The sequence below is a fragment of the Morganella sp. BCCO 40_0007 genome, assembly GCF_032989665.1.
Lineage (GTDB): Bacteria > Pseudomonadota > Gammaproteobacteria > Enterobacterales > Enterobacteriaceae > Morganella > Morganella sibonii.
This window is the reverse complement of the sequence record NZ_JAVBIN010000010.1, coordinates 105,166-123,266: the sequence shown is the minus strand read 5'-3', so window position 1 is coordinate 123,266 and position 18,101 is coordinate 105,166. Positions and strand designations below refer to the sequence as shown.

15 protein-coding genes and 2 tRNA genes are annotated in these 18,101 nt (G+C 51.6%); 2 read left to right on the top strand and 15 right to left on the bottom strand.

Features of this window, described 5'->3' with window-relative positions; translation table 11 throughout:
* Positions 1 to 113: 113 nt before the first annotated feature.
* The 14 genes from pnp to rlmE all read right to left on the bottom strand — a co-directional run bounded on the left by pnp (position 114) and on the right by rlmE (position 15,085).
* On the bottom strand, positions 114 to 2,270 hold the full coding sequence (gene pnp, locus R5268_RS13405; RefSeq protein ID WP_107680074.1) for a polyribonucleotide nucleotidyltransferase: 2,157 nt from the start codon (positions 2,268 to 2,270) through the stop codon (positions 114 to 116).
* A 225-nt stretch (positions 2,271 to 2,495) separates the two neighbouring features.
* On the bottom strand, positions 2,496 to 2,765 hold the full coding sequence (gene rpsO / locus R5268_RS13400; protein ID WP_025152377.1) for a 30S ribosomal protein S15: 270 nt from the start codon (positions 2,763 to 2,765) through the stop codon (positions 2,496 to 2,498).
* A gap of 121 nt (positions 2,766 to 2,886) precedes the next feature.
* Positions 2,887 to 3,831: a tRNA pseudouridine(55) synthase TruB gene (truB, locus tag R5268_RS13395; RefSeq protein WP_214095912.1), complete on the bottom strand. Its 945-nt coding sequence runs from the start codon at positions 3,829 to 3,831 to the stop codon at positions 2,887 to 2,889.
* Positions 3,831 to 4,241 carry a 30S ribosome-binding factor RbfA gene (gene rbfA, locus R5268_RS13390; protein ID WP_046894280.1) on the bottom strand — a complete coding sequence of 137 codons (411 nt, stop codon included), beginning with the start codon at positions 4,239 to 4,241 and terminating at the stop codon, positions 3,831 to 3,833. The genes truB and rbfA overlap by 1 nt, the downstream gene beginning before the upstream one ends.
* A gap of 72 nt (positions 4,242 to 4,313) precedes the next feature.
* Positions 4,314 to 7,046, bottom strand: a complete 2,733-nt coding sequence (gene infB, locus R5268_RS13385) for a translation initiation factor IF-2 (RefSeq protein WP_166708776.1) — start codon at positions 7,044 to 7,046, stop codon at positions 4,314 to 4,316.
* A 21-nt stretch (positions 7,047 to 7,067) separates the two neighbouring features.
* Complete coding sequence (gene nusA / locus R5268_RS13380) at positions 7,068 to 8,579, bottom strand: transcription termination factor NusA (RefSeq protein WP_046894278.1); 1,512 nt, start codon at positions 8,577 to 8,579, stop codon at positions 7,068 to 7,070.
* A gap of 26 nt (positions 8,580 to 8,605) precedes the next feature.
* Positions 8,606 to 9,058, bottom strand: coding sequence for a ribosome maturation factor RimP (rimP, locus tag R5268_RS13375; RefSeq protein ID WP_004241392.1), 453 nt, complete (start codon positions 9,056 to 9,058; stop codon positions 8,606 to 8,608).
* Between the two features lie 196 nt (positions 9,059 to 9,254).
* Positions 9,255 to 9,331, bottom strand: a tRNA-Met gene (locus tag R5268_RS13370).
* Positions 9,332 to 9,388: 57 nt separating this feature from the next.
* Positions 9,389 to 9,478 (bottom strand) — tRNA-Leu (locus R5268_RS13365).
* Between the two features lie 80 nt (positions 9,479 to 9,558).
* The gene (gene secG, locus R5268_RS13360; protein ID WP_015422312.1) at positions 9,559 to 9,897 is read right to left on the bottom strand and encodes a preprotein translocase subunit SecG; all 339 of its coding nucleotides are present in this window, start codon (positions 9,895 to 9,897) and stop codon (positions 9,559 to 9,561) included.
* Positions 9,898 to 10,141: 244 nt separating this feature from the next.
* On the bottom strand, positions 10,142 to 11,476 hold the full coding sequence (gene glmM, locus R5268_RS13355) for a phosphoglucosamine mutase (protein ID WP_004241391.1): 1,335 nt from the start codon (positions 11,474 to 11,476) through the stop codon (positions 10,142 to 10,144).
* On the bottom strand, positions 11,469 to 12,317 hold the full coding sequence (gene folP / locus R5268_RS13350; RefSeq protein ID WP_107680077.1) for a dihydropteroate synthase: 849 nt from the start codon (positions 12,315 to 12,317) through the stop codon (positions 11,469 to 11,471). The genes glmM and folP overlap by 8 nt, the downstream gene beginning before the upstream one ends.
* A gap of 140 nt (positions 12,318 to 12,457) precedes the next feature.
* Positions 12,458 to 14,407, bottom strand: coding sequence for an ATP-dependent zinc metalloprotease FtsH (ftsH, locus tag R5268_RS13345; protein WP_054425231.1), 1,950 nt, complete (start codon positions 14,405 to 14,407; stop codon positions 12,458 to 12,460).
* Between the two features lie 48 nt (positions 14,408 to 14,455).
* Positions 14,456 to 15,085 carry a 23S rRNA (uridine(2552)-2'-O)-methyltransferase RlmE gene (rlmE, locus tag R5268_RS13340; RefSeq protein ID WP_004234546.1) on the bottom strand — a complete coding sequence of 210 codons (630 nt, stop codon included), beginning with the start codon at positions 15,083 to 15,085 and terminating at the stop codon, positions 14,456 to 14,458.
* Between the two features lie 158 nt (positions 15,086 to 15,243).
* Here rlmE and yhbY point away from each other — a divergent pair, with 158 nt between their 5' ends.
* Positions 15,244 to 15,537, top strand: coding sequence for a ribosome assembly RNA-binding protein YhbY (gene yhbY / locus R5268_RS13335; protein WP_046894275.1), 294 nt, complete (start codon positions 15,244 to 15,246; stop codon positions 15,535 to 15,537).
* Between the two features lie 199 nt (positions 15,538 to 15,736).
* On the opposite strand, the gene greA is transcribed toward yhbY, so the two are convergent.
* On the bottom strand, positions 15,737 to 16,213 hold the full coding sequence (gene greA, locus R5268_RS13330; RefSeq protein WP_107680078.1) for a transcription elongation factor GreA: 477 nt from the start codon (positions 16,211 to 16,213) through the stop codon (positions 15,737 to 15,739).
* Between the two features lie 298 nt (positions 16,214 to 16,511).
* Here greA and dacB point away from each other — a divergent pair, with 298 nt between their 5' ends.
* On the top strand, positions 16,512 to 17,954 hold the full coding sequence (gene dacB, locus R5268_RS13325) for a serine-type D-Ala-D-Ala carboxypeptidase (RefSeq protein WP_107680079.1): 1,443 nt from the start codon (positions 16,512 to 16,514) through the stop codon (positions 17,952 to 17,954).
* Positions 17,955 to 18,101: the final 147 nt, after the last annotated feature.

Genomic DNA, 18,101 nt, shown 5'->3' with positions numbered 1-18,101 from the left:
CCGAAGTCAGATCCCTGAAAGGATAATCCTCTGACTGACAATAACCGAGTGCATTTTTGCTTTTTTTGCCGAATGGCGCCCTTTTTACAGGACGCCATGCCTTACGTCAAATTTTATTCAGCGTTATTTGCATCAGAGGTTGCATCTGAAGCCGGAGCAGCATCCTGACTGACCGCTTCTTTCATGCTCAGACGGATACGACCCTGACGGTCGATTTCCAGTACCTTAACCGGTACTTCCTGACCCATTTCCAGATAATCTGATACTTTTTCAACGCGTTTGTCAGCGATCTGAGAAATATGCACCAGACCTTCTTTACCGCCGCCGATAGCCACGAAAGCACCGAAATCAACGATACGGACAACTTTACCGTTATAGATACGGCCGACTTCCACTTCTGCGGTAATTTCTTCGATACGGCGGATAGCCATTTTCGCTTTATCACCGTCAGTCGCAGCAATCTTCACAGTACCGTCATCTTCGATTTCGATAGTGGTGCCGGTTTCTTCGGTCAGGGCACGGATCACAGAACCGCCTTTACCGATAACGTCTTTGATCTTGTCCGGATTGATGCGGATAGTGTGGATGCGCGGTGCAAACTCAGAGATATCAGCACGTGGTGAGTTGATAGCCTGTTCCATCACGCCCAGGATGTGCAGACGCGCACCTTTGGCCTGATTCAGAGCCACCTGCATGATTTCGCTGGTGATACCTTCGATTTTGATATCCATCTGCAGGGCGCTGATACCGTCACGGCTGCCCGCCACTTTAAAGTCCATATCGCCGAGGTGATCTTCATCACCGAGGATATCAGACAGAACCACGTATTTGTCGCCTTCTTTCACCAGACCCATCGCGATACCGGCAACCGCTGATTTCACAGGAACACCTGCATCCATCAGTGCCAGAGATGCACCACAGACTGACGCCATAGAAGAAGAACCGTTGGATTCAGTAATTTCTGACACCACACGTACGGTGTACGGGAATTCTTCCTGAGACGGCATCACTGCCAGCACACCACGTTTCGCCAGACGGCCGTGGCCGATTTCGCGGCGTTTCGGTGAACCGACCATACCGGTTTCACCCACGCAGTACGGAGGGAAGTTGTAGTGGAACAGGAAGGTATCAGTGATTTCACCCATCACCTGATCCAGGGTCTGTGCATCACGGGCAGTACCCAGAGTTGCTGTTACCAGCGCCTGAGTTTCACCACGGGTAAACAGAGAAGAACCGTGGGTACGCGGCAGAACACCGGTGCGGACATCCAGTGCACGGACCATGTCTTTTTCACGGCCGTCGATACGCGGCTCACCGTCCAGTACACGGGTACGGACAACAGATTTTTCAACCGCAGACAGGATGTCGCTGATTTCATGTTTCAGTTCGCTGGTCAGCTCTTCACCGCGTGCGGCAAATTCAGCTTCCAGTGCGCTGATGGTTGCATCTTTAATGATATCAACCTGCGCATAACGATCCTGTTTCTCAGTGATACGGTAAGCATCACCCAGAGCTTTTTCAGCCAGTTCAGCAACGCGGTCATGCAGAGTCTGATTAACAGGCTCAGGCTGCCAGTCCCATTTAGGTTTACCGGCTTCAGCTGCCAGTGCGTTGATATTTTCGATAACAATCTGCTGCTGCTCGTGACCGAACACGACCGCACCCAGCATTTGTTCTTCGGTCAGCAGCTGTGCTTCTGATTCAACCATCAGAACCGCACCTTTGGTACCGGCAACAACCAGATCCAGTTTGCTTACCGCTAATTCATCAGTGGTCGGGTTCAGAACATACTGGTCATTGATGAAACCAACACGTGCCGCACCAATCGGGCCGTTGAACGGAATACCGGACAGTGCCAGCGCTGCAGAAGCACCGATCATTGCCACGATATCTGGGTTAATCTGCGGGTTCACAGAAACCACGGTTGCGATGATCTGAACTTCGTTCAGGAAACCTTCCGGGAACAGAGGACGTAACGGACGGTCAATCAGACGTGCGATCAGGGTTTCGCCTTCGCCCGGACGGCCTTCACGACGGAAGAAACTTCCCGGAATACGGCCGGCAGCGTAAGTACGCTCCTGATAGTTTACGGTCAGCGGGAAGAAGTCCTGGCCCGGTTTCATTTTTTTCTGGCCGACAACGGTAACGAATACCGCGGTGTCGTCCATGTTAACCATTACAGCTGCTGTCGCCTGACGGGCCATCATGCCGGTTTCAATAGTGACAGTGTGCTGACCATACTGGAATTTACGGATTGTCGGATTTAACAAAATAATATCCTTCTGGGTCTCTCACCCCGGCAGGGGTAAGTAGTGAAATGGTTCCTTCAGATACATCCTCGCGACTAATGACAACCTTTTCCTTCTGCCGGAAAGTGCTCTCATTAGCCGCGCGAATAGCTGTACCGAAGAATCGTTATTATTGCGGCAACAGCTCAACAGCCGCATTCAGAAGAAAAGGGGCCGTCGGCCCCTTTCCACTGAAACTTGTCTGAATTAGCGACGCAGGCCCAGACGCTCAAGAATTGAGGTGTAGCTTGCTAAATCTTTGCCTTTCAGATAGTTCAGGAGCTTACGACGCTGAGCTACCATGCGCAGCAGACCACGACGGCTGTGGTGATCTTTTTTGTGCTCAGAAAAGTGACCTTGCAGGTGATTGATCTGTGCAGTCAGCAGCGCGATCTGAACTTCGCTTGAACCGGTGTCGTTTTCGCCACGACCGAAATCAGCGACAATTTTCGCTTTAGCTTCAGTGCTTAGAGACATAATAGAACTCCAAATATACTTTGATTAATAAAATTGAGTGCCGATCTCTAATTCAGCATCTCAGGGAAATTGCCGCGTTATTCTACGCCGCCTGCGCCCTGAACGCAAGATGCGGCGATGCTTATTCGGTGTATTCCACAACAAGGCGGCGTGGTGCCACCAGCCCGTCATCACTGATCACCGCAAGACCGATAAAACGGTCTTCGTCACCCTGTGTCACGCGGGTTAATGTCTGCGGTGCCAGTTCGTGCGGCGCCCGTACCGGCTGCCCCAGTTTAAAATACCCGGCGGTCACATCCGTCAGGTTCACCTGCGGGAAATGTGACACCGCGGTATCCATCGGCAGTAACAGCGGGTCCAGCGCGGTTTCCAGCGGTGTTTCTGATTCATCCGCGACCCGGCGCATTTCCTGAAGCTGCTCCAGCGTCACCATCCGTTCTGACGGATACGTGGCCACCTGCAACCGGCGCAACATGATCACATGCGCCCCGCAGCCGAGTTTTTCACCGAGATCATCAATGATGGTACGGATATAAGTGCCTTTCGAACAGTGAATTTCCAGCTCCAGCTCATCCCCTTCATGGCGGATAAACAGCAGTTCATACACCGTAATCGGACGGGCTTCCCGCTCTATGGTGATCCCTTTGCGGGCATATTCATACAGCGGACGTCCCTGATGCTTGAGAGCAGAATACATGGACGGCACCTGCATGGTATCGCCCCTGAATGACTCCAGGGCGGCCGCAAGCTGTTCCGCAGTGAATGTCAGCGGGCGCTCACTGATCACCTCACCATGCGAGTCTGAGGTATCTGTACGCTGTCCCAGACGGGCAATCACACGGTAACGTTTGTCGGAATCCAGCAGAAACTGCGAAAATTTGGTCGCTTCACCGAGGCAGACCGGCAGCATACCGGTCGCCAGCGGATCGAGCGCGCCGGTGTGACCGGCTTTACTGGCATTAAACAGACGGCGGACCTTCTGTAATGCATCATTGGATGAAATGTCCTGCGGTTTGTCCAGCAGCACAATGCCGTTGATTTCACGGCCACGACGACGGCGTGCCATCAATTACCCTCTTTGTCGTCCGCAGATTTACGCATATCCTGGTCATGTTTGATCACATCAGACACCAGATTGGACATACGCATCCCTTCGACCAGAGAACTGTCATATTCAAATTTCAGTTCCGGGATAATGCGCAGACGCATCTCTTTCCCTAACAGGGAACGGATGTAGCCGGAAATATCATTTAATACTTTAATGCCGGTTTTCACCTGTTCAGAATTATGGTCTTCATCCATAAAGTTCAGAAAGGTGACAAATACTGTGGCATAGGCCATATCGCGGGATAAATCCACACCCGATACGGTTACCATACCCACACGGGGATCTTTAATTTCACGCTGCAGGATAATCGCAATTTCTTTCTGAATTTCCTGTGAAACGCGCTGAGTACGGCTGAATTCTCGTGCCATAGTTTCTCTCCTGAAAATTCGGGGGGCCATAAGCCCCCCAATTATATCATGTTATGTCATACCGTCAGGTGATCAGATAGTACGTTTAACTTCAATCACCTGGAAGACTTCAATCATGTCGCCCGGGCGGACATCATTGTAGTTCTTGACACCGATACCACATTCCATCCCGTTACGGACTTCAGCGACGTCATCTTTGAAGCGGCGCAGAGATTCCAGCTCGCCTTCATAGATAACCACGTTGTCACGCAGAACGCGGATTGGGTTGTTACGTTTGATAGTCCCTTCAGTCACCATACAACCGGCGATTGCACCGAACTTCGGTGAACGGAACACATCACGGACTTCTGCCAGACCCATGATTTCCTGTTTGAATTCCGGCGCCAGCATCCCGCTCATTGCCTGTTTGATTTCATCAATCAGGCTGTAGATAACGGAATAGTAACGCAGGTCAACGCTTTCGCTTTCAATCAGGCGGCGTGCTGATGCATCAGCACGGACGTTAAAGCCAAGGATAATCGCGTTGGATGCCGCAGCCAGTGTCGCATCGGTTTCGGTAATACCACCGACACCGGAACCGATGATTTTCACTTTGACTTCGTCAGTCGACAGTTTCATCAGTGAATCGGTGATCGCTTCACAGGTACCCTGAACATCGGTTTTCAGAACGATGTTCAGTTCAGAAACCTTACCGCTTTCCATGTTGGCGAACATGTTTTCCAGTTTGGCTTTCTGCTGGCGTGCCAGTTTAACATCACGGAATTTACCCTGACGATAGAGTGCCACTTCACGGGCTTTCTTCTCGTCACGGACAACGGTGGCTTCATCACCGGCAGACGGTACGTTGGACAGACCCAGGATTTCCACCGGAATGGACGGACCCGCTTCGGTGATATCCTGACCCAGTTCGTTACGCATCGCACGGATACGGCCGTATTCAAAGCCGCACAGGACGATATCGCCTTTGTTCAGTGTACCGCTCTGTACCAGGATAGTCGCGACCGGACCACGGCCTTTATCGAGGTAAGATTCGATAACCACACCGCTTGCCATACCGGCACGTACTGCTTTCAGTTCGAGAACTTCAGCCTGGAGCAGGATAGCGTCGAGCAGATCGTCGATACCGATACCTTTCTTCGCGGAAACGCTGATGAACTGAGTCTCACCGCCCCACTCTTCAGAGAGGATGCCGTACTGAGACAGTTCATTACGTACGCGATCCGGATCGGCTTCCGGTTTATCAATTTTGTTTACCGCAACCACAACCGGCACACCGGCTGCTTTCGCATGCTGGATAGCTTCGATAGTCTGCGGCATCACGCCATCGTCCGCTGCAACTACCAGAACAACGATATCCGTTGCCTGCGCACCACGGGCACGCATGGAGGTAAACGCGGCGTGTCCCGGAGTATCCAGGAACGTGATAGCGCCTTTATCGGTAGTCACATGATATGCACCGATATGCTGGGTAATACCGCCCGCTTCGCCGGAGGCGACTTTGGTGGAACGGATATAGTCCAGTAATGAGGTTTTACCGTGGTCAACGTGACCCATGATGGTAACAACCGGTGCACGCGGCTCAGCCTGAGTTTCGCCCATATCACGGTCATTCAGGATCGCTTCTTCCAGCTCGTTCTCACGGCGCAGGATAACTTTGTGACCCATTTCCTCGGCAACCAGCTGTGCAGTTTCCTGGTCAATCACCTGATTGATAGTCGCCATCGCGCCCATCTTCATCATGGTTTTAATGACCTGAGAACCTTTCACTGCCATCTTGTTAGCTAATTCACCAACAGTGATGGTTTCACCGATAACCACATCACGGGTAACCGCTGCAACCGGCTTGTTAAAGCTCTGCTGCAGTGAGCTGCCTTTACGCTGTTTCTTACCGCGCGGCAGTTGCGCACGGGCTTCTTCGCGATCGGCTTTCTCAGAGTGACGGTTGTTTTTCTTCTGGCGGACGTTTTTCGCGCCACGGCCGCGGCCGCGGTTATCGCCTTCAACTTTCGCATCACTTTCATCTTCCGCTTCACGGGCGTGAGCAGAGGTGGTGGTGTGATAGTCCGCGCTTTCAGTTTCTTCGCTGACAGGAGCAGACCATTTCTCGCCGTTTTCTTCGGCCAGACGGCGTGCTTCTTCTGCTGCACGTTTTACTTCAGCTTCGAGTTTGCGCTGCTGTTCTTCTTCAGCTTTGCGTTTGATTTCAGCGGCTTCGGCTTCGCGGCGCACTTTTTCGCTGTTTTCCCGGGTATCAGCCGGGGCTGATTTCGCTTTATTTTCTTTCACGTTATTCTTTTCCGCTGCTTCACGCTTAGCCGGTTCTGCCGCTTGTTCAGTTACTTTCGCTGCTGCCGCTTCGCGTTTTGCCTTTTCTTCAGCCTCACGTTTGGCTTGCGCCTCTTGTCTGGCTTTTTCTTCGGCTTCACGACGGGCCTGCTCTTCAGCTTCGCGTCTTGCCTGCTCTTCCGCTTCACGCTGTGCCTGCTCTTCCGCGGCTTTTGCCTGTTCAGCGGCATCGCGGTTTACATATGTGCGTTTTTTGCGGACTTCAATATTAACCGATTTGCTCTTGCCACCGGTTACCGGAACACTCAGCGTACTGCGAGTTTTGCGCTGAAGTGTTAATTTACCCGGCTGACTTGCCCCGCCTTGCTCGCGGTTCAGATGGGCCAGCAGGGCCTCTTTCTCTTGCTGGGAAACGTTATCAGACGCCGTCTTGTTGATGCCGGCATCAGCAAACTGCTGTACCAGGCGCTCTACGGATGTCTGAATTTCGTCTGCCAGTGATTTTACCGATTCTGTCATGCTGCTCCTTCCCGCTACAAATTAAGATGCATCGTCGCCAAACCAACAGATATTACGCGCTGCCATGATGAGCTCACCTGCTTTCTCATCAGTCAGACCTTCGATATCTGTGAGGTCATCGATACCCTGCTCTGCGAGATCTTCAAGGGTACAAATACCACGGGAAGCCAGGGTGAATGCCAGTGTGCGATCCATGCCTTCAAGGTTTAACAAGTCATCCGCCGGTGTGGTACCTGACTGGCTCTCTTTCTGTGCCAGTTCGAGCGTTGTTAAAGCGGCTTTTGCACGTTCGCGCAGAACTTCAACGGTTTCCTCTTCGAGGCCGTCGATTTCCAGAAGTTCGCTGACCGGCACATAGGCCAGTTCTTCCAGTGTGGAGAAACCTTCTTCCACTAATAAGGTTGCGAAATCTTCATCGATGTCGAGATGCTTAACAAAAGTTTCAATGGAAGCGTGTGCTTCCGCCTGGTGTTTCGCGTTAAGTTCCTCCGCAGTCATGACGTTCAGTTCCCATTTGTCATCACCACGATGTTTTTTCAGCAGTTGTGCAGCGAGACGCACATTCTGGCCGTTACGGCCAATGGCCTGTGCAAGGTTGCTGCTTTCCACAGCAACGTCCATTGTGCATTTGTCTTCATCGACAACAATGGATGCAACATCTGCCGGAGCCATTGCATTAATCACGAATTGCGCCGGGTTGTCATCCCACAACACGATATCAATCCGCTCGCCGCCCAGCTCACCGGAAACGGCCTGAACGCGGGCGCCGCGCATTCCCACACATGCCCCGACAGGGTCGATGCGTTTGTCATTGGTTTTCACCGCGATTTTCGCACGGGAACCGGGATCACGGGCAGCCGCTTTAATTTCAATAATCTCTTCGCCGATTTCCGGCACTTCGATTTTAAATAATTCGACCAGCATTTCCGGACGGGAACGGGTCACAAATAATTGCGCACCACGGGCTTCCGGACGGACATCATACAGAACACCGCGGATACGGTCACCCGGACGGAAGTTCTCACGCGGCAGCATATCTTCGCGCATAATGACCGCTTCCGCATTATTCCCCAGATCCAGGGTAATGTTTTCGCGGTTCACTTTTTTCACCACACCGGTGATGATTTCGCCCTGCTGCTCGCGGAACTGATCAACCACCATCGCACGTTCGGCTTCACGCACTTTCTGTACGATAACCTGTTTGGCGGTCTGAGTGGTGATACGGTCGAAGGTGACAGATTCAATCTGATCTTCGATATATTCGCCTAACTGAATGCCGGGTGTTTCATAATCAGCCGCTTCCAGTGTGATTTCACGGGTCGGCTGAGTCACTTCTTCTACCACCACCCAGCGGCGGAAGGTATCAAAATCACCGGATTTACGATCAATTTCAACACGAACATCAATTTCCTGTTCGTATTTTTTCTTGGTGGCGGTTGCCAGCGCAGTTTCAAGTGCCTCAAAAATTTTCTCACGAGGAAGCGATTTTTCGTTAGAAACTGCCTCAACAACAGCCAGAATTTCTTTATTCATCCTAGTTGCCTCTTTTGAACTTTATATTAAAAGTGGGGTACCAGGTTAGCTTTCTGGATGTTGCCAAGTGCGAACACTTCGTCTTTGCCATCCACTGTAACCGTGATCATTTCACCGTCAACGGCTTTGATAATACCCTGCCATCTGCGACGGTTCTGCATTGCGATTCGTAAAGTCAGTGAGACTTCCTCACCGGTAAACCGCTGATAATGTTCTGCCGTAAATAACGGTCGCTCCATACCCGGAGATGAAACCTCAAGGTTATAAACGGTCGTAATAGGATCTTCAACATCAAGAACGGCACTGACCTGGTGGCTCACGTCCGCGCAATCATCAACAGTGATACCCTCTTCACTATCAATAAAAATACGCAGTGTTGACACGCGGCCGCGGATAAACTCCACGCCGACAAGCTCAAAACCGAGTGCTTCGACAGGTGCAGTGACCATCTCTGTTAATTTCTGCTCTAATGTGGACAAGACCACCCCCGGGACATAAAAAAAGGGCATAACGCCCAGTATCTCTGTTGACTGATAACAAAAAACCCCGAAATTTCGGGGCTTTATGCAACTGGACCCTGTGTACATCACACTTCTTAATCTTTTTTCCAAATCAGGGATAACGTAAGAGTTGTTGATACAATCAACATTGGAAAAAACGATTTGTTATAAGAAGTGGTTGCGGGAGCCGGATTTGAACCGACGACCTTCGGGTTATGAGCCCGACGAGCTACCATGCTGCTCCATCCCGCGTTCGAAACGTGAAAAATTCTACGCTGATCACCTGCAAAACGCAAGTGTGAAACTAAATGGTGCCGAGGACGGGACTTGAACCCGTACGCCCGTTTTGTAGGCACTACCACCTCAAGGTAGCGTGTATACCAATTTCACCACCTCGGCACTGAACTGCTCTTTTTTACGGGACTGACTGATGGTGTGTATCAATCCCGTTTAAAACTTTTACTTCAGACTTGCAACAATCAGCGCGGAATATCGCTGTTAGGAGCTGCTGGTGCTGCGGGAACATCTGTTTTCTGTTCTGTCTGCACCGGCTGAGCGAGATTATCAAACTTGCTGCCTGTACCGGTTTTATTGCTGGTCATGTTGCCCAGGACTAAACTCAGTACAAAAAACAGTGTTGCTAAAATGCCTGTGGTACGGGTCATAAAGTTACCTGAACCCGAAGAACCAAACAGTGTTGCAGACGCGCCTGCACCGAACGAAGCACCCATGTCCGCACCTTTCCCCTGCTGCATTAAGATCATACCCACCAGGGCGATCGCAACAAGTAAGAAAACGACTAAGAGAGCTGTATACATAAACGTGTACCTATTCCTCGTACGGTATACCGACTGATTCGGTATCAATCTGCACACTCACCGGTAAAATAAATTACCTTGCTGAGCGGGTCAGAATACTAACCAAACAAACGCGGACACGCAAGTCTATTTTAAGCCCGGCGCATCGGTTGCGGAAAAAAACAACAATAAGGGGCGGATTCTGACAGAGCCGGGGGAAAACCGCAATAATTTTTTCCGGCTCTGTCATTCACATCATAAATAATTATACGCGTTTCACCGCGTCTGCAATGCGGTTTGCCATTGCAGTGACCTGCGCTTCATCTTCCCCTTCCACCATCACACGGATCAGCGGTTCAGTACCGGATTTACGCAGCAGCACACGGCCTTTGCCGTTCAGTTCTTTTTCCACTTCCTGTGCCACACGGGTGACTTCCTCACTCGCCAGCGGGTCGTGCTGACCGGCAAAGCGGACGTTCACCAGTACCTGCGGCAGCAGCTTCATACCGCTGCACAGGTCGTGCAGGCTCATGTTGTTGCGTACCATGGCACTCAGTACCTGAAGACCGGCCACAATACCGTCACCGGTGGTGGTTTTGTCCAGCAGGATGATATGACCGGAGTTTTCCGCACCCAGACGCCAGCCTTTTTCCTGGAGTTTTTCGAGCACATAGCGGTCGCCGACTTTCGCGCGCTCAAACGGAATACCCAGCTGTTTCAGTGCCAGTTCCAGTCCCATGTTACTCATCAGTGTACCGACAGCACCACCGCGCAGTTGTCCCTGACGCAGCGCTTCACGGGCAATGATAAACAGGATCTGGTCACCGTCCACCTTCTCACCCAGGTGATCCACCATGATCAGGCGGTCGCCGTCACCATCAAACGCCAGGCCGACATGCGCACCTTCAGCCAGAACACGTTCCTGTAACTGACGGACATCTGTCGCACCACATTTTTCATTAATGTTGATACCGTTCGGATCACAGCCGATAGCAATGACTTCCGCACCCAGTTCGCTTAATACGTTCGGTGCGATGTGATAGGTTGCGCCGTGCGCGCAGTCAATCACCATTTTGAGTCCGTTCAGGCTCTGTTCATTCGGGAATGTGCCTTTACAGAATTCAATATAACGACCGGCGGCATCCACAATGCGGTTGGCACGGCCCAGTTCGGCAGATTCCACGCAGGTCAGCGGTTTTTCCATTTCAGCTTCAATGGCTTCTTCCACGTGATCCGGCAGTTTGGTGCCGTCGATAGAGAAGAATTTAATACCGTTATCATAATACGGGTTATGAGAAGCAGAGATCACGATACCCGCCTCAGCACGGAAAGTACGGGTCAGATAAGCGACCGCCGGGGTCGGCATCGGGCCGGTAAATGACGCTGATAATCCTGCGGCGGCAAGCCCGGCTTCCAGTGCAGACTCCAGCATATAGCCCGAAATACGGGTATCTTTTCCGATAATAATTTTACGTGAGCCGTGACGTGCCAGCACTTTCCCGGCCGCCCAGCCCAGTTTGAGCACAAAATCAGGGGTAATCGGGCTGTCACCCACTTTTCCGCGGATGCCATCAGTACCAAAGTATTTGCGATCACTCATTGTCGTTTGTTTCCTTCGCTAAACGGGTTGCTTCCACCACTTTCATGGCCTGGACAGTTTCTTTCACATCATGAACACGGATAATCTGCGCACCTTTCATCGCGGCGATCACCGCACAGGCCACGCTGCCGGCAACCCGTTCATCCGGGGGAATATCCATCAGCTGGCCAATCATAGATTTTCGTGACATTCCGGCAAGAACCGGTAATCCCAGATTATGAAATACGTCTAATTTATCTAATAACTGGTAATTATGCGCCAGTGTTTTCCCGAAACCGAAACCCGGATCGAGAATTATATGATTTTTTTCAATACCGGCGGCCGTGCAACGCGCCACCTGCTCTTCAAGATACGCATAAACCTCACGCACCACATTCTGATAGTGCGGTGCCTGCTGCATGGTACGCGGTTCCCCCTGCATATGCATCACGCAGACCGGCAGACCGCTCTGTGCAGCCGCCTGTAATGCGCCGGGTTCGCTGAATGAACGGATATCATTGAGAATATGAGCACCGGCATTTGCGGCTTCGCGGATCACCAGAGCTTTTGAGGTATCCACCGAAATCCAGACATCCGACTCACGGGCAATCGCCGCCACAACCGGGACAACCCGCTCCGCTTCCTGTTCCGGACTCACTTCGGCAGCTCCGGGACGGGTGGATTCGCCGCCGATATCAATAATCGTCGCGCCTTCGGCAATCATTTTCCGGGCATGTTCCAGTGCTTTGGCGGGGGTGTTGTGTGTACCGCCGTCTGAGAATGAATCCGGGGTCACATTGAGGATCCCCATCACCTGCGGCGTTGCCAGTGAGAGCGTCTGACCGCGTGCGGTAAGTTTCATAATCCGGCCTTCTTACTGTTTATTATTCAAATCGTGATGTGATTGTAATGCCTGACTCCGGCGGGATAAAGATATAAAAAAACCCGGCAGAATTTCCGCCGGGTTTTTCATATTACTGCTTCATACAACTGAATGATGAATTATGACTGCTTGTTGTCGTCTTCAGACGGCGCAGCATTGTTGTCATCTGATGATTCAGGTGCTTCCTGAACCGGAACCTGGTTACTGCTTTCCGGCGGACGGGTATCCGCTTTCGGCTTGTCACCTTCCCAGCCCGCAGGTTCGCGGACCGGCACACGGTTCATCAGATCATCAATCTGTGGTGCATCAATGGTTTCATATTTCATTAATGCATCTTTCATGGTGTGCAGGATATCCAGGTTATCCATCAGGATCTGACGCGCACGTTTGTAGTTGCGCTCAATGAGCCCGCGGATTTCCTCATCGATAGTCCGGGCAGTTTCATCAGACATGTGCTGTGCTTTTGACACAGAACGGCCTAAGAATACTTCACCGTCTTCATCCGCATACAGTAATGGCCCCAGTTTTTCAGAGAAGCCCCACTGCGTCACCATGTTACGGGCAATGTTCGTTGCCACTTTGATGTCGTTGGATGCGCCTGTGGACACATTTTCCGGCCCGTAGATAATCTCTTCCGCCAGACGACCGCCGTACAGGGTGGAGATCTGACTTTCGAGTTTCTGACGGCTGGCACTGATCTGATCCCCTTCCGGTAAGAAGAAGGTCACACCCAGCGCACGTCCGCGCGGAATAATGGTCACTTTGTGTACCGGGTCATGCTCCGGCACCAGACGACCGATGATCGCGTGACCGGCTTCATGGTAGGCAGTCGAGGCTTTCTGCTCTTCTGTCATCACCATAGAGCGGCGCTCCGCACCCATCATGATTTTATCTTTTGCTTTTTCGAACTCGACCATGGTTACAACGCGTTTGTTACCGCGTGCCGCAAACAGCGCAGCTTCGTTCACCAGGTTAGCGAGATCCGCACCGGAGAAACCCGGTGTACCACGTGCCAGCACAGACGGTTCAACGTCCGGTGATAACGGCACACGGCGCATATGCACTTTCAGGATTTGCTCACGGCCGCGCACATCCGGCAGACCGACCACGACCTGACGGTCGAAACGGCCCGGACGCAGTAACGCAGGGTCAAGCACATCCGGACGGTTGGTTGCCGCGATAACGATAATACCTTCGTTACCTTCGAAACCATCCATCTCAACCAGCATCTGGTTCAGCGTCTGCTCACGTTCATCATGACCACCGCCCAGACCCGCACCACGCTGACGGCCGACGGCGTCGATTTCATCGATAAAGATGATACATGGTGCTGCTTTCTTCGCCTGTTCGAACATATCACGGACACGGGACGCACCCACACCCACGAACATTTCGACGAAGTCAGAACCGGAAATGGTGAAGAACGGTACTTTTGCCTCACCGGCAATCGCTTTTGCCAGCAGGGTTTTACCGGTGCCCGGAGGCCCCACCATCAGAATACCTTTCGGAATTTTACCGCCGAGTTTCTGGAAGCGGCTCGGCTCACGCAGATACTCCACCAGCTCGCCGACTTCTTCTTTGGCCTCATCACAACCGGCCACATCCGCAAAGGTGGTTTTGATCTGATCTTCGGTCAGCATACGAGCCTTACTTTTACCGAAGGACATCGCACCTTTACCGCCGCCGCCCTGCATCTGGCGCATAAAGAAGATCCAGACGCCGATCAACAGCAGCATCGGGAACCAGGAAATGAAGATGGTTGTCAGGATACCCGGCTCTTCCGGTGGTTCACCGACCACAGCAACGTTTTTGTTCAGCATGGTGTTAAGCAGCTGATTGTCCTGCATCGGCAGGTACGTCGTGTATTTGGAGCCGTCTTTTTTACTGACGTTAAGATCACGATTGGAAATACGGACTTCGCGCACCTGATCCTGTGCTAACTCAGTGATGAAGGTAGAGTAGTCCACCTTACGACTGTTTGAATCGCCTGGGCCAAAACTCTGGAACAACGACATCAGCACTACTGCGATGACCAGCCAGAGAATTAGGTTTTTCGCCATGTCACTCAAGGGATTAACCTCTTATTACATCTGTGTTAACAAATAACGCACAGGGTACTACACTTTCCACCCTGTCGCTACAATGTATACTTCACGCGATCGGGCCCGCGAAGCATCGGGTTTACGGATTTTCACTTTCGTGAACAGGGAGCGAACCTCCCGGAGGTACTCGTCAAAGCCATCTCCCTGAAAGACTTTAACAATAAAACTGCCCCCCGGTGCCAGAACAGAACGGCACATATCAAGTGCCAGCTCAACCAGATACATCGCGCGCGGAATATCAACAGCCGGTGTTCCGCTCATATTTGGTGCCATGTCTGACATAACAACCTGGACTTTTTTATCTCCCACGCGCCCCAGCAAAGCTTTAAGCACGTTTTCGTCACGGAAATCGCCCTGAAGGAAATCCACGCCGACGATAGGGTCCATCGGTAACAGGTCACAGGCAATAACACGCCCGGACTGCCCGATATGATTAACAGCATATTGCGACCAGCCGCCGGGTGCGGCACCCAGATCCACAATAGTCATACCCGGTCTGAAAATATTATCGCCCTGCTGAATTTCTTCGAGCTTAAACCAGGCACGAGAGCGAAGCCCCTTTTTCTGCGCCATCTGAACATATTTATCACTAAAATGTTCCTGTAACCAGCGCCCGGAGCTTGCTGAACGTTTTTTATTGGCCATTGTGTTTTCCGACTAACCTGTTATTTCTGACTCAGTTTTTTCGCATAACCGGACAAAAGTCCCGTTACCGCAGACAGTACTCCTCACCTAATGATGGTGATAAGCATGATATGGCGGTAGAATACACCGTTTTCAATAGTTATTAAGCAAAAAAAACGATGAACCTCACTAAAAAACAAGTCCAGCACCTGAAAGCGCTCGCTCATCATCTGAACCCGGTTGTCATGATTGGCAACAACGGGCTGACTGAAGGCGTACTCGCAGAAACTGAAGTGGCTCTTACACATCATGAGCTTATCAAAGTTAAAATCGCGGGCGAAGACCGTGAAATGAAAACCTTGATCGCTGATGCGATTGTGCGTGAAACCCGTGCTTACAATGTGCAGATTATCGGTAAAATTCTGGTGCTCTACCGTCCGTCGGAAGCCCGGAAGATCATTTTACCTAAATGATAATTGCATATTTATAAAAAAATGCCACCGGCAGATGATTTCTGATGATATCGTCCGGCCGGTGGCATTCCTTTCAGATTTTCTTCATATCCCGGCAGCCTCTGTGCTCAGCCACCTGAATGTAAAGTTCAGTAAAAATGCCTTTCACTGCATTTTTCTGATGAAATATCCGTATTGTGCTGTTTTTTTACGGCACTGCTTACAGGTATTCCACATTTACCACTTCGTACTCAACTTCGCCGCCCGGTGTCTGGATGACAACCACGTCGTCAACCTCTTTGCCGATAAGGCCGCGGGCAATCGGGGAGTTTACTGACAGCAGATTTGATTTGATATCAGCCTCATCATCACCCACGATACGGTAAGTCTGTTCTTCATCCGTTGCGACGTTAAAAACCGTGACCGTCGCACCGAAAATAATCCGGCCGTTGTTGGTCATTTTGGTGACATCAATCACCTGCGCATTAGAGAGCTTGGCTTCGATCTCCTGAATGCGGCCTTCACAGAAACCCTGCTGCTCACGGGCTGCGTGGTATTCTGCGTTTTCTTTCAGATCGCCGTGCTCGCGGGCATCCGCGATATCAGCGATAATTTTCGGACGGCGCTCATTTTTGAGAAATTCTAATTCTTCACGCAGTTGGTCTGCGCCGCGTACCGTCATAGGGATTTGTTTCATTCTCTACCTCTGAATCATTCCTAAGTAATAGTCATATCATCCTGATTAAACGATAACAGTACCTTATGCACCATATGTGGCACACTACTATTAAGTAAAACCGTGTAAATTTGCGCTGATACGGCCATCGCACTACGGATGCTGTCAGCGCGGTTGACGCGTTATCCGCGCGGGCTGAACTGAGATCCTGTTCCGGTATTCTATCCCGGAGCGCAATGCGGGTCATCGTTTACTTTTACCGGCCCGTGGCTTTAGTATAACGGGCTCTCACCCCGGATTGTGATGGATAGGTCGCTCAATGAATGTTTTTACCCGGCTCTCGTATGCAACGGGATTATCAGTATTACTGGCTGCTGGTGCAGCAGCTACTCCGGTTGAGGAATATACCCAATATCTGCCCGCCGGCACAAACCTGGCGATGATTGCACAGCGGGTAGGCGATGCTCAGCCAATCGTGGAATACCAGGGACAACAAATGGCCCTGCCCGCCAGTACCCAGAAGGTGGTGACGGCGCTGGCCGCTCTGTTACAGCTGGGACCGGATTTCCGCTTTACCACCAGTCTGGAAACCAAAGGGCATCTTGATGGTACCACCCTGAAAGGGGATTTAATCACCCGTTTTACCGGTGATCCGACCCTTACCCGTCAGCAGATCCGCAATATGGTCAATGAACTGCGCAAAGCCGGGGTACAGGCTATTGATGGTGATCTGGTGATCGACATCTCTGCATTTGCCAGTCATGACAAAGCACCGGGCTGGGTGTGGAATGATTTAACCCAGTGCTTCAGCGCCCCGCCGGGAGCTGCCATTATTGACCGTAACTGCTTTTCGGTAACGCTGCACCCCGGTGATAAGCCCGGAGATACTGCGTATATCCGCACGGCGGATTACTACCCGGTCAATATGTTCAGTGAAGTCAAAACGCTGGAGCGCGGCTCTGCCGAAGGGCGTTTCTGCGAACTGGATGTGGTGCCCGGTGAACTGAACCGCTATACCATCACCGGCTGTATGAATCAGCGCAGCGAGCCGCTGCCGCTGGCATTCGGGGTACAGAACGGTGCAAGCTACGCCGGGGCTATCGTCAAAAATGAACTGATTCACGCCGGGATTGCCCTGAACGGTAATGTCCGCCGTCAGACTCATCCGGAACAACCCGGCACCGTGCTGATACAGACACAATCCGCCCCGCTGCACGCGTTGCTGACCAAAATGCTGAAAAAATCCGACAATATGATTGCCGATGAAGTTTTCCGCACTATCGGCCGCAGCTATTACGGCGTGCCCGGCACCTGGCGTTCCGGCCAGCAGGCTGTCCGTCAGGTTCTGAAAGAGAAAGCCGGCATTGATATGGGCAATACCGTGATGGTGGATGGTTCCGGATTATCACGCCATAATCTGATCACCCCGGCGACCATGATGGAAGTGCTGCAATTTATAGCCAAACATGATGATCAGCTGCAATTCATTAAAATGCTGCCGCTCTCCGGCCATGACGGCACACTGCAATACCGCGGCGGCCTGACAGAAGCAGGCGTTAACGGCAAACTTTCAGCCAAAACCGGTTCATTACAGGGTGTGTATAACCTGGCCGGCTTCCTCACCACCGCCAGCGGACAACGCATTGCGTTCGTGCAGTTTATTTCCGCTTATGCCGTCCCGCCAGCCCAGCAGCGCAGCCGCCGTGTGCCGCTGGTCCGCTTTGAGGGACACTTGTATAAAGATTTATACCGTAATTACTGACCTGACAGCAAAGCCCGGCGTTATTGCCGGGCTTTGCACTGATAAGACCGGAACAAAGAACAGACTGATTATCACCATCCATCATTCCACTCAGGAAAAGCCATCTCCCCGGGACAGACACAATTACGTACCCCATGTTTTTATTGC